This window comes from Lapidilactobacillus wuchangensis (assembly GCF_003946645.1).
In the GTDB taxonomy this organism is placed as follows: Bacteria; Bacillota; Bacilli; order Lactobacillales; family Lactobacillaceae; genus Lapidilactobacillus; species Lapidilactobacillus wuchangensis.
Genome location: NZ_RHOU01000009.1, coordinates 21,718 through 34,711, shown reverse-complemented (window position 1 = coordinate 34,711; position 12,994 = coordinate 21,718). Strand labels below are relative to the sequence as shown.

The window sequence follows — 12,994 nt, the reverse complement described above, 5'->3', positions numbered from 1 at the left end:
TTCTCTTACTATTAATTATACCAAATAAGAGGTAACAAACTGAAATTATAGCAAAAATTCAGCATTTGGTAAATTAATTTTTGGTGACAGCCCACGTGCTGACTAGAGATGGTATGATTAAGGCACGAGAAAGCAAAGAAAGAGTGACGCAAATGATTATTTGGTTAAATGGTCCTGTCGGCGTTGGTAAAAATGTGATTGCTTATGAATTGAATCGGCGGTTGAACGGCTCGATTTTGTATCGGCCCGACAATATTGGCGCTTTACTAAAAAAACAGCTGCCAGCAGAATTATTATTAGATAATTTCCAAGATTATCCAGAGTGGCGTCAGTGGAATTACCAACTGTTACGTAAAATCAGTCTGCAAACTAAGCAAACCGTCATTGTGCCCATGCGCTTGGCAAATGCCAACTATTTTGACGAGATTATTGGCAAATTGCAGGCCGAGCAGATTGATGTGCGCCACTACACGCTAACAGCCAGTCCTGAAGTTTTGAAGAAGCGTCTTCAGAAACGGGGCGATTTGCATAATCAATTCATGCTGTCGAAGATTCAAGGTCATGAGGCCGATGATCCTGAGATTGAATTTCCAACAATTTTGGATACCAGTGAATTAACGGTGCCGGAAATCGCTGAACAAATTGCTAAGGACTGTGCTTTAAGAATTAAGCCAGCAATGAAAAATAAATATGCTCAAGGTGCCGTCAACTTTGGCGACATGATTCGTTCAAAATGGAATTAAGGAGTAACTAAATGACCACTGAAAAGAAGAGTTTAGCTGATTATGAAATTGATATTCCACGAGTGGCTGAATTATTAGCCACCGAACCTGAGTTACTGCAATTTTTCAATGCGTTGACTACTGGCTATCAGCGCGAATGGGCTAAGTTTATTTTCGGCGCCAAAGCTGAAGCCACTAAATTGAAACATATTGCGGAAATGAAAGTGGTCTTAGCAGCCGGCTATAAATCGAAACGAGGTTATGCCAGTGCCATGAAAGCCGCCAATAATCCTCAATAAGATTAAGCGTTATAACGGCGAACAATCTGATGATATCAAGCTTGCTATCAGTACTGGCCCAATCTATTTTTGGTTGCTAGCGCTGGTAGCTTTCTTCCTGGATCGAATTGAGTTATGACTAAATTGATCGAAGTGATCTTTATGGATTTTGGTAATCAAATTAAACAACTACGCACCACTCATCAATTGACACAGGCTGACTTAGCAACACGATTACATGTGTCGCGGCAGACTATTTCAAGTTGGGAAACGAATCGTAATTTGCCAGATTTGCCAATGGTTGTTTTGATTGCCCAAACTTTTCAATTGTCACTGGATCAATTAATCTTAGGAGATGTGACCATGAAACAGAAATTAATGCGTGATGGTAGTCAGATTCGCCGGGCCCGTTTACGAATTATTAGTTTGAGTTTATTGATACTAGGTGGTTTATGCTTTCTGGCCAGTGCACTAATTGGCTCGCACCTTGATAGTCAGGGCTTTTTACATGAACCGTTTTTTCTGCTTCCCATCGGTTATTTATTACTTTTTGCTGGCGTAATAGGTGGCTTGATTAACTTAGTAAAAGCGATTTGGCAACACTTCAGAACGTCGCTATAACGGTAATGATTGTGACCAAAACTCGCCGGTTTGTTAGGTATTAGGTCGCACTTTAATTGGGAGCGGCAGGGGCCCAGCGATTAAGAGGGCGTGGAGCATGGTGGGCGTTGATTTGAGCTTATTGCTGCGCAACAATCTCAAATACAAGCCTTATTCTAACCGCTAAAGACGGTAAGAATAATTTCACCATTGACGCCAATCGCTGGGCCCTTGCCTGGATTAAACTAACGTAATTGAGCACCACTATTTAGCTAAATCAGATTGTGATAGTACAAAAAACTGGTGTGACAATCTCTATTGAGAATAGAGGTGTCACACCGATTTTTTTGTGCGGTTAACTGTTAATAATGATTGAATTGAGTGTCCGAACCCTACCAACACTGCCTTAAAATCTAGCAAAAGTGCAGTGCACTATCTCAACTCCAGACGGAATGGAGGGCGTGGTTGTCAGCCGCCAAATTTGTCTTGCCGCTTCAGCGGTTAGACAAAGGCTCGTATTGATGACAATTTGGTTTGTAATTGGCACCAATCGATGCCGGCAGCGTTCCACAACCAGCAAGCCCGCAATGGAGTCGAACTCAATTCTGTTTTAACACCCTTAACAGCCTTTGATAGACTTTGACTTGCAATAAGCTCAAGTCAATGAAATCCCAAAAGGTAGTCAGACGATATTCTGTTTAAAACTAACTACCGGATCGGCAAGGTCAATTCGTTTTATTAGCTGTTAGGCTATAAATTGGGTAAAATTGAGCTGTAACTTACTGAAGGGAGATTTTATTCGTGAAAATTGCAATTGCTGGTGCTGGCGCGATGGGTTCACGTTTCGGCGTGATGTTAAGTCAAGCCGGAAACGATGTTATTTTAATTGATCAATGGGCGGAACACGTTCAGGCAATCAATGCTAAGGGACTGACAGTGGATACCGAAACTGGTAGTTCCCAAGTGAAATTAGCGGCTTATTTACCCGCTGATGTGACTGAAAAGCCCGAATTGGTAATTCTGTTTACGAAATCAATGGGGTTGGCCAAAATGTTAACCGCTATTGAGCCAATTCTCGGCCCTTCAACTAAGATTGTTTGTCTCTTAAACGGTCTTGGTCATGTGCCAACTTTGGAGAAATATGTTCATAAAGAAAATATCTTTATGGGCGTGACCTTATGGACTGCCGGTTTAGTTGGTCCTGGGCACGTTAAATTAGTTGGTAGTGGCCGGGTTGAAGTACAAAATATTGATCCTGCTGGCCGAGCAGCCGCTGAAGAGATTTGCCAAATTTTCAGTCAGGCTGGTTTAAATGCCGAATACAGTGAGAACGTTATTTTCTCGATTTGGCGGAAAGCTTGCGTCAATGGTACTTTAAATACACTATGTACCTTGCTTGATTGTAATATTGGCGAATTTGGTCAGTTACCACAAGCAGCTTCATTATTGCGGCAAATCATCGCTGAATTTGCCTTAATTGCCAAAGCAACGGATCAAGTTACTTTGGAAATTGAACCAGTTGCCCAACAAATTGAAGGCCTTTATGATCCTAAACAAGCTGGCTTACATTATCCATCAATGTATCAAGACTTAATTCAACATCATCGTTTAACTGAAATTGACTATCTCAATGGTTATGTGGCTAAAAAAGCCGCTGAATTGAATTTGGCAACACCAATTTGCCAATTATTAACTGAGCTGGTTCATGCTAAAGAAGCGTTGCTGGTTAAATAGCGTTGATAATGAGTGATTAAGTATTGTTAAGACTTCGTCAGTAAAAAGGTGATTGCCAGGCAACTAGTTTTAGGCAGAATGGTGGACAACTCCGTCACGGCGGTTGGGGGTGTGGAACGCGGCGGGCGTTGATTTAAGCTTTTGCTAGGCAAAATCTTAAATACAAGCCTTATCCTAAGCGATAAATCGCTAGGGATAATTTCGCGGCTGACACCCTGGCGGCCTCCACTGCGTTTTGAGCTAATTCGGACCACTTTAGATTTGATTGTTATCAAGGCAATACTAGTGAAGCTTGATGCCAATCACACCGCAACCACCTTGATGAAACTAACAGAATTGAGCACCACCATTTAGAAAAACAGATCGTTATAAACTAATGAGCTCGTTTGACAATCTTTCTGGATAAAACCAGAGAAATGTCAAACGAGCTCTTTTGATACGACTATTTAAGTATGATAACAATTCAAATCAAGTTGATTAATCTCACTAAAATTGCCTTAACTACTAGCAAAGATGAAATACACCACCTCAACTCCCGACGGAATGGAGGGATCTTGTCGTCAGCCGCCAAATTATTGTTGGTGCTTTAGCACTTACGATAAGACCTGTATTGGAGACTTTTGAAAAAAGGCTTCAATCAGTGTCGGCAGCGTTCCACGACAAGCAGCCCGGAATGGAGTCAGACGCTATTCTGTTTTAACACTATCACAAGCTTTAACAGGTTAGGTCTACTTGTATTTATCATGAATCTTCAAATGATTAATCATCAAAGTAATCCGAATAAAAACTGCTTATCCGAATTTAAAGTTCGTAAATTGTTGAAAAACACATTTCTTTTTGTTATGATAGCTCTGCTAGGTTAAAAAACAAGAACAATTGAAAAAGGTGATTACGTGTTAGAAACGTTTGATTATGATAATGTCCAATTGATTCCGCGGCGCTGTGTTGTCAATAGTCGCCGTGAAATTAAGACTGATGTTAAGTTAGGAAACCGAACATTCAAAATTCCAGTGGTACCAGCTAATATGCAAACGGTGATTGATGAACCTTTAGCAATTTGGTTGGCGGAACACGGTTATTTTTATGTCATGCATCGTTTCGCACCGGAAGCGCGTTTGGATTTTGTTCGTCGCATGCAGACGGCGGGGCTATATGCATCAATATCGGTTGGGGTGAAACCCGCTGAAGAGGACTTTATTAAGTCTTTAGTCGCTGCTAAATTAACGCCAGAATATATTACGATTGATATTGCACACGGTCATGCTGATAGTGTGATTCAAATGATTCAAAAGATTAAACGCCTCTTACCTGATTCTTTTGTGATTGCTGGCAATGTTGGTACACCTGATGGCGTTCGTGATCTAGAAGCCGCTGGAGCTGATGCGACGAAGGTTGGTATTGGGCCAGGTCGGGCTTGTATTACCAAATTAAAAACTGGTTTCGGCACTGGCGGTTGGCAGTTGTCCGCTTTGGCTTGGTGTCAAAGTGCGGCGACCAAGCCAATTATCGCTGATGGTGGCATTCGTAATCACGGTGACATTGCCAAATCAATTCGTTTTGGCGCTACGATGGTGATGGTCGGTTCGTTATTGGCTGGTTATGAACAATCCCCTGGTGAGGTCGTCGAACATCATGGTCAGCAGTATAAGGTCTATTTTGGCTCGGCCTCGGAGTCCCAGAAACAAGTTCACCAACATATTGAAGGTAAAAAGGTGTTACTGCCATTAAAAGGCGATTTGCATCAAGAATTGCGTGACTTGCAAGAGGATTTGCAGTCGGCGATTTCTTATGCTGGTGGTCGTGATTTGCAGGCATTAAAGGATGTCGATTATGTCACTGTACCCAACACGATTTATAATGGTGATCACGATTAATTAAGCAATCGTATTTAAAAATTTTGAGCAATCAAATGTTTCAACTGTTCTGAGTCACATTACCTAAAAAGTAGGTAACGTGGCTTTTTCGTATTTCCTGAAATATGTGCCAAACTATTATTTTTGTTCTGTTGCTTAGTTATTACAGTAATTATTTGCCGCCGCGTCTCACGCCAAGCAACCTAGAGCAGCGTCAAACGTCATTCAATTGCAATAACTTTGCGAAATTTCCCAATGGCCGTTATATCCTTGTGACGATATCAGACTAAGTTCACTTAGGCTTTGATCAACTTCTATGTTAAAATTTTGGTGGATCAGCATTTAGTGAAAGTGGAGGTAATGTAATGACGCCACGAATTAGTTTAGATACAACAGTTTATGAATTGGTGCAGCAACAGCCAGCGATTGTGCCAGTGATGGTCAGTTTAGGTTTGGATGGGGTGACCAATCCTGCACTTTTGCAGACGGCCGGGCGCTTTATGACTTTACGCAAGGGGCCAAAATGAAAGCAATTCCCGAAGCAACTTTAATTCAGCAACTCCAACAAGCAGGGTTTGAGGTGATCACAGATGACGGAAAATAATGATGCACTGCAACATAACGCGGTTTATCGCCAAAATAAAATTGTCGAAATTTTAAAATTACTCCATAATGGTGGCTCGTTTGAAGAGGCCAAGGCAATTTTTGACCAGACTTTTGCTAGCGTTGATGTGTCCGAAATAACTTCGGCCGAACGAGAATTAATTGCCAGTGGTTTAAATCCAATGGAAATCCAAAATCTTTGTAATGTTCATGCCGCAGTTTTTAAAGGCAAAATCAATGATAGTCAGACCAAAACACCGGATCAGGAACAGCCTGGTCATCCGGTGCAGGTTATGAAATTGGAAAATATGATTATTAGCTCGTTGTTAAAAGACGAGTTGTTGCCTTGTTTGAAGAAGTGGCAACAATCTGGTCAGGATGATGAATATCTGACGCGAATGCGTCGCGCCCTACACGATCTGCAGACGATCGATAATCACTATGCGCGCAAGGAAAACTTGATTTTTCCCTTAATGGATAAATATGGCATTACCGCACCACCGAAAGTGATGTGGGGTGTGGATGACAAGATTCGCGGCTTGATCAAGCGTGCCAATCAGTTAGTTAACCAAACACCATTGCCTGATAAGTACGAAATCGAGACCGCAATTGAAGCTGCCAACAAAGAAATCGTCGAAATGATTTTTAAAGAAGAAGAAATCATGTTGCCGATGGTCAGCGAAGTATTTACCGTCGCCGATTGGGGCCTAATTGCCCGAGAAAGTGATGACATTGGCTATACGCTAATTGCCCAACCGTTACCATGGCGGCCAACAGCTGAACAACTAGCCGCGGCGCCGACAGCTCCTAAGTCGAAAATGGCCCAACAATTAAACGAAATGGCCAAAGCTTTAGCGGCCGCACCCACTAGTCGCCCGGAAATAAACCCAGATCTTAAGCAGGAAAAGGTAGCTGAGTTCAAACAACAAATGCCGCCAGCTGCCACCGCAACGAAAACGACTGTCCAGTCGACGGAAATTGAACCAACGCGGTTGCAATTAGATGGTGCCGGTCGCGCCCAAGTTTTATTTAATAATGGTTCCTTAGATTTAAATGAATTAACAGGAATTTTTAGTGTTTTACCAGTGGACTTAACGTTTGTTGATCGTCATGATCAAGTAGCTTGGTTTTCTGATGATGGTGAGCGCGTCTTTCCACGCACCAAAGCTGTTATTGGCCGCGCCGTTGTCAATTGTCATCCACCCAAGAGTGTCGATAAAGTTGAGAAAATTCTCAGCGACTTTCATCAAGGCCTAGCTGATCATGCCGATTTTTGGATTGACTTTCGAGGTAAGCGGGTTTACATTCGATATTTTGCTGTTCATGATTTAGCTGGGCAGTATTTAGGCTGCTTAGAAGTCACGCAAAATATTACCACCATTCAACAATTGACTGGTGAGAAACGATTGGAAGATTAACATGACCAAGTTGTGTGTGCAGTTTAGCGGATTTATGGTTCGCATTTATCAAGGTGATCTGACGAAGGTAGCAACTGGTGCCATCGTCAATGCGGCCAACCAGGCTATGATTCCTGGTGGTGGTGTTGACGGTGCCATTAACCAAGCCGCCGGTCCCAGCCTGGCGCCATTACAACGAAGCTTAGGACCGCTGGCAGTCGGTCAAGCTGTGGCCACCCCAGCATTTGCCTTACCAGCGACGAAAATTATTCATACCGTCGGCCCACAATATGATTCACGTCGACCACAATTAATGGCTGCACAATTGCAAGACTGCTACCAAAATTCTTTGCGTTTAGCCAATCAATTACAATTGCCAGCACTAGCATTTCCAGCAATTAGTACTGGCGTATATCATTACCCAGTGGCCCAAACATTGCCAATTATTGGTGCTGTGTTAACTGATTATCAGCAACAAGTCGGAACCGTGAAACAAATCGATTTCGTCAATTATCTGGCGACGATTAATCAGCAGTATCAGAATTATTTCCGCCAACTAGGATTACCGGTTCAAATGTTAGGCGATTGATGAATTCTAAAAGCGCTAAAATTCAGTGAAGTTGTTGAGACTAAGTGAGTCTGACTCCATTCCGGGCTGCTTGGCGTGGAATGCGGCCGGCATTGATCTGAGCCAATTAAAAAAACAAAAGTTCAAGAACTAAGCCAGTAAAGATGTGCAAACAGAATTGAGTCTGGCTGCATTGCGGGCTTGCTGGTTGTGGAACGCTGCCGACGCTGATTGAAGCCTTTTTTCAAAAAGTCCCCAATACAGGTCTTATTGTAGGTGCTAAAGCACCAACAATAATTTGGCGGCTGACGCCAAGATCCCTCCATTTCGTCTGGAGTTAATTGGGTTCACTTCAGTTTTGTTTGTGCTTGAGGCAATTCGAGCGAGAATCATCAACTTAATTCAAATTATTATCTCAACTGAACAGTAATACGAAAAAGCCCGACTGACAGTCTCTAGTTTATCTAGATGACTTGTCAATCAGGCTTTGTTAGTTTCCAAAATCTGTTTTCTAAATAGTGGTGCTCAATTCTGTTAGTTTCATCAAGGTGGTTGCTGAGCGATTGGCATCAAGCTTCACTAGTATTGCCTTGATAACAATCAAATCTAAAGAGGTCTGAATTAGCTCAAAACGCAGTGGAGGCCGCCGGGGTGTCAGCCGCGAAATTGTCCTTAGCGATTTATCGCTTAGGATAAGGCTTGTATTTAAGATTTTGCCTTGCAAAAGCTTAAATCAACGCCCGCCGCGTTCCACACCCCGCCGGCCGCAACGGAGTTGTCCGCAATTCTGCCTAAAACTAGTTCGAAATCGCGAAGCAACTACCACTCGCAATTAGGGAAGTTTCTGGGTCACCATTAATGAAAACGGGCCTGAATCACTTCCAAATCAATCGTGATTTCAGGAAATGGATGCGCTAATAATGCCGCTTTTTTCTCATCACTAGCTTGCCACTCCAAGGGCGACATCGCCATTAAATCATTAAACTGTCCCTGATCTGGCAAGGCGTAACGATAGTGCAAATGCTCTTGTTGCAAAATAGTGGCTTCATCATTTAACCGCTGTTGAACCGGATGATTTGAATAAGCAATTTTTTCATCAGGGAGAAAACTGCGCCGTAATTCTTGCAAATATTGACTGCCAGGGATCACCTTGATCAGGGTTCCATCAGGTTGCAAAACGCGGGCAAATTCTTGATAATGTGACGGCGAAAAAATGTTTAAAATTGTGGTGGCACTGTGGTCAGCAAAGGGCAGATTGGTTAAATCAGCAACGCACCATAATGTTTGCGCCGACGGTTGGTTGCTAGCTAAGTAAATACCAGGCTTACTAATATCAAACCCAACTTTTGCACCAGACTGTGTTGGAGCTAGTTGTGCCAGGAAACTGCCTTCACCACAACCAACGTCCAGAAGAAAGTCAGATTGTGCCGGCAGCCATTGTTGAATCAACTTGATCAAAGGCTGAAAGAGGCCAGAGCGAATCATGCGTCCACGAGCAGCCAACATTTCGGTGCCATATTCGGTTTTGATTTGACGATTGAGAAAGTAGAGGGTGCCTTTTTTCGACAAATCAAATTCATGCCCATTGACACAGTGTAAGCTGTTTTCACTGGCGGTCATTGCTTCGTGGCAAAGGGGACAGCGGAATAATTGGGGGAATTGTTTGAGGAAATTGGCGGCAGTAGTTATTTTTTTAACAGCCATGATTAGTTAGTCATCCTTTTTTGAGAAAATATTCGGTCGCTTCGAGAAATTAATGGAAATAGTTACCACAAATAATGCTAAACTTGCTAGAATTAAGTTTAACACATGGCATCAAGTCATAGTGATGCGTTTTTGGAAGAAGGAGTTAATCAGATGGTAGATCTAACAATTATCGCCACATTCGCGCAACAGCAGACAGCTAGTGATCATACAGGCCATGATTGGGCGCATTTGCAACGGGTGGCAGTCTTGACGCAACAATTATTAACCAGCTATCCCCAAGTTGACCAGCAAGTCGCACTGGCCGCGGCTTACACTCACGATGTTCTCGATGAGAAACTAGTCGATGCCACAACGGCGGTGACCTTACGAGCCCAATTGACCAAGATTTATCAGCAAGCTGGGCTGACAGCGACCCAAATCACGGCAATTTATGAAATTATTGACCATCTATCCTATAGTAAGAATCTGAAAACTCATTGGCAGTTAAGCTTAGCCGGCCAGTTAGTTCAGGACGCAGATCGTTTAGATGCGTTAGGTGCTGTGGGGATTGGTCGTACTTTTTATTATGGTGCTTCCAAGGGGGCGCCGATGTATGATCCCCAAGTACCACCGCGAACCAATTTAGATCATCAAAGTTATCGTGAGGTGGCCCCAGTGTTGAACCATTTTGACGAGAAGTTATTTAAATTGGCGGCGCTCATGAACACGCCGCAAGCCAAAGTTGAGGCTGAGCGACGCACAGATTTTATGAAGCAATTTGTGGCCGAGTTTAAAGCGGAATGGCAAGTTGACAATCACGTCAAAAATAATTAACTACTATATCTAGTGCTTGATAACGTTTTATTTACTAGAAATAGTATTTTTCACCTTGAAAAAAAGTGACCGGTTGTGTATGATAGTGAAGGTGTTTTTGGCGAAGGACTCATGTCGACTTACCTAGAATAGGCAAGCCGCACCAAAAATTGGATCGCCAAGACGACGGTCAAGTCTATTAAAGAATGGAAAGAATGTGATGGCAGTTTTAGTACTTAGTGGAGCAATTGGCGCAGGCAAGTCATCGTTAACCGGTTTAATCGCCGAACGATTGGGCACAGAAGCTTTTTATGAAAGTGTCGACGATAATCCAGTTTTGCCGTTATTTTATCAAGATCCTAGTAAATACGCATTTCTATTACAAATTTACTTTTTAAATACTCGTTTTCACAGTATTAAGCGAGCTTTGCAAGCAGATAATAATGTTTTGGATCGCTCAATTTATGAAGATGCTTTATTCTTCCAAATGAATGCCGATATGGGACGAGCAAATCAGACTGAAGTGAAGATCTATAAGGATTTGTTGGGTAATATGATGGAAGAAATTGCCGGCATGCCTAAGAAAAATCCTGATTTATTGATTCATATTGATGTTTCTTACGAGACAATGTTGAAACGGATCACGAAGCGCGGTCGCTCATATGAACAAGTGACGACTGACCCATCATTAGTGAAGTACTACCATACTTTATTAGACTATTACGAACCTTGGTATCAAAATTACAACTATTCACCAAAAATGCGAATTGATGGTGATAAATATGACTTCGTTGAGAATCCTAAAGACCGCGAAATTGTCTTAGGCATGATTGAAGAGAAGTTACGAGAAATGGGTAAATTATAAACTAGACTTTAACTGATTGCGGAAGCTGAACTTAGCAAGGCAATTTTTAAAATAAAAGACTCATCGGCTTAAATAGTTTAACTATTTAACCTGATGAGTCTTTTTAGTTAGTTTTGATTATTAGGCTGTGAGTTGGTCGTTGAATCTGATTTGTTGGCACGCCGTTCATCATGGTACTTAGTCAGAAATTCTTTAGCCTCTGTTCCTAGCTGGCTGGGCTTAACTTGATCAAGGGTTTGTCGAACGGATAATCCAGCCTCGGCGATTAGTGACTGCATTAGCTTTTTATTCACTTCACGCCATTGCCGTTTGGTCGTTGGCTGGGCATCATTCATCCCCCGCAGCACAACGCGTAATGTTTCCGGCCAGTTCTCTTCTAAGTAGGTGATTTCTTGATGATTCGTGGCAGTGAACAGATCATAAATCGATTCCAGAAAATCTTGTTTCGTGTCGTCATCAACTTCGGTTAACCAACGGGCAATTGAACGTTGGGTGTATTGCGACATGCGGCCAGTCGTCGCAATAATATTGAACTTGTGACCAACGACTTGCCAAGTATAAGGATCATGTTGTTTAAAGCCACGGGCATCACTGGCAACAATTTGGTATTCCGAATCTGGTTCCAGCAATAAACCAATGATTGACGATTGGGGAATGATTTTATGCACTTTTGCCAATAAATTTGTGGAGATTTCTTGCTTCAAGCCAGGACCATCTGCACTGTAGACCATTTTAATTCGTTGTTGCATGGCGACACTAGCGTGGGTTAGCACGTAAACGGCTAAGTTGCCGCCCTTGGAATGACCACCTAAATAGAATTCTCCTGGTAGATCTTTAAATAAATCTCGGGTGTAGTGTAACGCCGTTCGTTGCGACGGAATCGCTGGCAGAAAGGTCATATTCAGATCTTCCTTCCAGTCGATCAATGTAGCAGTAGTACCCCGGAAAGAAACGTAATGTAAATCCGGCGTCAATGAAAAAGTGATCACGGTAATCTTTTGTTCTTTTTCGACGTCGACTTTGGCCAGCCAGTGATGCCAACTAATATTTTGGAAACGCGGCAAATGATTAATTAGCTGCAATAATTCAGCGTTGCCATCAGGATTCCAAGTATCTGTCACCGCCATTTTGATTAAGGTGGGGCCAGTTAAATCGCTTAAACGATTGACGCTATGTTGCGCCAAAACGCCGAAATCCAAATAGGATAATTGGGCAAGAATGACGCCATCAATATCATTGAAAGGCAATTCAGTAAAATTAGTGTTACCATACTTTTTGGCATAATCAATCATATTTGTCATTTTGCTCACCATACTTTCTACGTTAGTTAATGCCTTATTTTAGCACGAATACCCGGGGAAAGCAGTTTTAGTGAATACAGCAAAGCAGTCTTTTTAAGGATAATCAGCTATAATGTAGCTAGATAAATAGATGTTGATGCTAAACAAACCAATTAGCTATTGAAACTAAACTGGAGGGCTACAAATGCAAGCGAGCGACAAAGTTCTGGCAATGAATTTTGGCGATATTTACCCACTCTATGTTAAGAAGGTTGAACGTAAGGGACGAACGGCTGCTGATGTGCTGCAAGTGGTCACTTGGTTAACTGGTTACTCCGTTGCTGAAATTCAGACGTTACAAATGTGTGAGTGCAGTTTGGCTGAGTTCTTTAATCAAGCGCCAGCTTTGAATCCGAACCGTAAGTTACTGCGTGGACGGATTTGCGGTATTAAAGTTGAAGAAATGGCCCCAGGAACCATGCAAGAAATCCGGTTCATGGATAAATTAGTCGACGACGTTGCTAAAGGTAAAGCTTGGTCGAAAATTTTTCCGGCGTAATGCTAATTATTCAAAAAAATCTCGTAATTAAACTAT

General features: G+C 42.2%; 15 protein-coding genes. 12 read left to right on the top strand and 3 right to left on the bottom strand.

Going from position 1 to position 12,994, the window contains the following annotated elements; genetic code table 11:
• Positions 1-113 precede the first annotated feature (113 nt).
• The 9 genes from EKM82_RS08065 (at position 114) to EKM82_RS08030 (ending at position 7,776) form a co-directional block, all read left to right on the top strand.
• Complete coding sequence (locus EKM82_RS08065; RefSeq protein WP_164508181.1) at positions 114-743, top strand: AAA family ATPase; 630 nt, start codon at positions 114-116, stop codon at positions 741-743.
• Between the two features lie 11 nt (positions 744-754).
• Complete coding sequence (locus EKM82_RS08060; RefSeq protein ID WP_125767870.1) at positions 755-1,021, top strand: YdeI/OmpD-associated family protein; 267 nt, start codon at positions 755-757, stop codon at positions 1,019-1,021.
• Between the two features lie 114 nt (positions 1,022-1,135).
• Complete coding sequence (locus EKM82_RS08055) at positions 1,136-1,621, top strand: DUF3955 domain-containing protein (protein WP_318531087.1); 486 nt, start codon at positions 1,136-1,138, stop codon at positions 1,619-1,621.
• Positions 1,622-2,052: 431 nt separating this feature from the next.
• Positions 2,053-2,214, top strand: a complete 162-nt coding sequence (locus EKM82_RS11500; RefSeq protein WP_164508180.1) for a hypothetical protein — start codon at positions 2,053-2,055, stop codon at positions 2,212-2,214.
• 187 nt (positions 2,215-2,401) lie between these two features.
• Positions 2,402-3,334: a 2-dehydropantoate 2-reductase gene (locus EKM82_RS08050; protein ID WP_125767868.1), complete on the top strand. Its 933-nt coding sequence runs from the start codon at positions 2,402-2,404 to the stop codon at positions 3,332-3,334.
• Positions 3,335-4,227: 893 nt separating this feature from the next.
• The gene (locus tag EKM82_RS08045) at positions 4,228-5,208 is read left to right on the top strand and encodes a GMP reductase (protein WP_125767866.1); all 981 of its coding nucleotides are present in this window, start codon (positions 4,228-4,230) and stop codon (positions 5,206-5,208) included.
• A gap of 344 nt (positions 5,209-5,552) precedes the next feature.
• Positions 5,553-5,714, top strand: coding sequence for a DUF1858 domain-containing protein (locus EKM82_RS08040; RefSeq protein ID WP_225419693.1), 162 nt, complete (start codon positions 5,553-5,555; stop codon positions 5,712-5,714).
• Between the two features lie 63 nt (positions 5,715-5,777).
• The gene (locus EKM82_RS08035; protein WP_125767864.1) at positions 5,778-7,208 is read left to right on the top strand and encodes a DUF438 domain-containing protein; all 1,431 of its coding nucleotides are present in this window, start codon (positions 5,778-5,780) and stop codon (positions 7,206-7,208) included.
• Position 7,209: 1 nt separating this feature from the next.
• Positions 7,210-7,776, top strand: coding sequence for a macro domain-containing protein (locus tag EKM82_RS08030; protein WP_125767862.1), 567 nt, complete (start codon positions 7,210-7,212; stop codon positions 7,774-7,776).
• Positions 7,777-7,898: 122 nt separating this feature from the next.
• On the opposite strand, the gene EKM82_RS11495 is transcribed toward EKM82_RS08030, so the two are convergent.
• Together EKM82_RS11495 and EKM82_RS08025 are read right to left on the bottom strand one after the other, a co-directional pair.
• Positions 7,899-8,081 carry a hypothetical protein gene (locus EKM82_RS11495; protein WP_164508179.1) on the bottom strand — a complete coding sequence of 61 codons (183 nt, stop codon included), beginning with the start codon at positions 8,079-8,081 and terminating at the stop codon, positions 7,899-7,901.
• 529 nt (positions 8,082-8,610) lie between these two features.
• Positions 8,611-9,459: a methyltransferase domain-containing protein gene (locus EKM82_RS08025; RefSeq protein ID WP_125767860.1), complete on the bottom strand. Its 849-nt coding sequence runs from the start codon at positions 9,457-9,459 to the stop codon at positions 8,611-8,613.
• Between the two features lie 153 nt (positions 9,460-9,612).
• Between EKM82_RS08025 and EKM82_RS08020 the strand changes: the two genes are divergently transcribed.
• The gene (locus tag EKM82_RS08020) at positions 9,613-10,275 is read left to right on the top strand and encodes an HD domain-containing protein (RefSeq protein ID WP_125767858.1); all 663 of its coding nucleotides are present in this window, start codon (positions 9,613-9,615) and stop codon (positions 10,273-10,275) included.
• A gap of 199 nt (positions 10,276-10,474) precedes the next feature.
• The gene (locus tag EKM82_RS08015) at positions 10,475-11,119 is read left to right on the top strand and encodes a deoxynucleoside kinase (RefSeq protein WP_125649496.1); all 645 of its coding nucleotides are present in this window, start codon (positions 10,475-10,477) and stop codon (positions 11,117-11,119) included.
• A 107-nt stretch (positions 11,120-11,226) separates the two neighbouring features.
• Here the strand turns inward: EKM82_RS08015 and EKM82_RS08010 are convergent, their stop codons facing one another.
• The gene (locus EKM82_RS08010) at positions 11,227-12,420 is read right to left on the bottom strand and encodes an Mbeg1-like protein (RefSeq protein WP_164508178.1); all 1,194 of its coding nucleotides are present in this window, start codon (positions 12,418-12,420) and stop codon (positions 11,227-11,229) included.
• Positions 12,421-12,604: 184 nt separating this feature from the next.
• On the opposite strand from EKM82_RS08010, the gene EKM82_RS08005 reads away from it, so the two are divergent.
• On the top strand, positions 12,605-12,958 hold the full coding sequence (locus tag EKM82_RS08005; protein ID WP_125767854.1) for a DUF2200 family protein: 354 nt from the start codon (positions 12,605-12,607) through the stop codon (positions 12,956-12,958).
• Positions 12,959-12,994 lie beyond the last annotated feature (36 nt).

Bases quoted from the DNA above. Each gene is read 5' to 3' on its own strand.
- EKM82_RS08065 (WP_164508181.1), top strand. From the start codon at position 114: ATGATTAAGGCACGAGAAAGCAAAGAAAGAGTGACGCAAATGATTATT.
- EKM82_RS08060 (WP_125767870.1), top strand. From the start codon at position 755: ATGACCACTGAAAAGAAGAGTTTAGCTGATTATGAAATTGATATTCCA.
- EKM82_RS08055 (WP_318531087.1), top strand. From the start codon at position 1,136: ATGACTAAATTGATCGAAGTGATCTTTATGGATTTTGGTAATCAAATT.
- EKM82_RS11500 (WP_164508180.1), top strand. From the start codon at position 2,053: ATGGAGGGCGTGGTTGTCAGCCGCCAAATTTGTCTTGCCGCTTCAGCG.
- EKM82_RS08040 (WP_225419693.1), top strand. From the start codon at position 5,553: ATGACGCCACGAATTAGTTTAGATACAACAGTTTATGAATTGGTGCAG.
- EKM82_RS08035 (WP_125767864.1), top strand. From the start codon at position 5,778: ATGACGGAAAATAATGATGCACTGCAACATAACGCGGTTTATCGCCAA.
- EKM82_RS08030 (WP_125767862.1), top strand. From the start codon at position 7,210: ATGACCAAGTTGTGTGTGCAGTTTAGCGGATTTATGGTTCGCATTTAT.
- EKM82_RS11495 (WP_164508179.1), bottom strand. From the start codon at position 8,081: ATGGAGGGATCTTGGCGTCAGCCGCCAAATTATTGTTGGTGCTTTAGC.
- EKM82_RS08025 (WP_125767860.1), bottom strand. From the start codon at position 9,459: ATGGCTGTTAAAAAAATAACTACTGCCGCCAATTTCCTCAAACAATTC.
- EKM82_RS08020 (WP_125767858.1), top strand. From the start codon at position 9,613: ATGGTAGATCTAACAATTATCGCCACATTCGCGCAACAGCAGACAGCT.
- EKM82_RS08015 (WP_125649496.1), top strand. From the start codon at position 10,475: ATGGCAGTTTTAGTACTTAGTGGAGCAATTGGCGCAGGCAAGTCATCG.
- EKM82_RS08010 (WP_164508178.1), bottom strand. From the start codon at position 12,420: ATGACAAATATGATTGATTATGCCAAAAAGTATGGTAACACTAATTTT.
- EKM82_RS08005 (WP_125767854.1), top strand. From the start codon at position 12,605: ATGCAAGCGAGCGACAAAGTTCTGGCAATGAATTTTGGCGATATTTAC.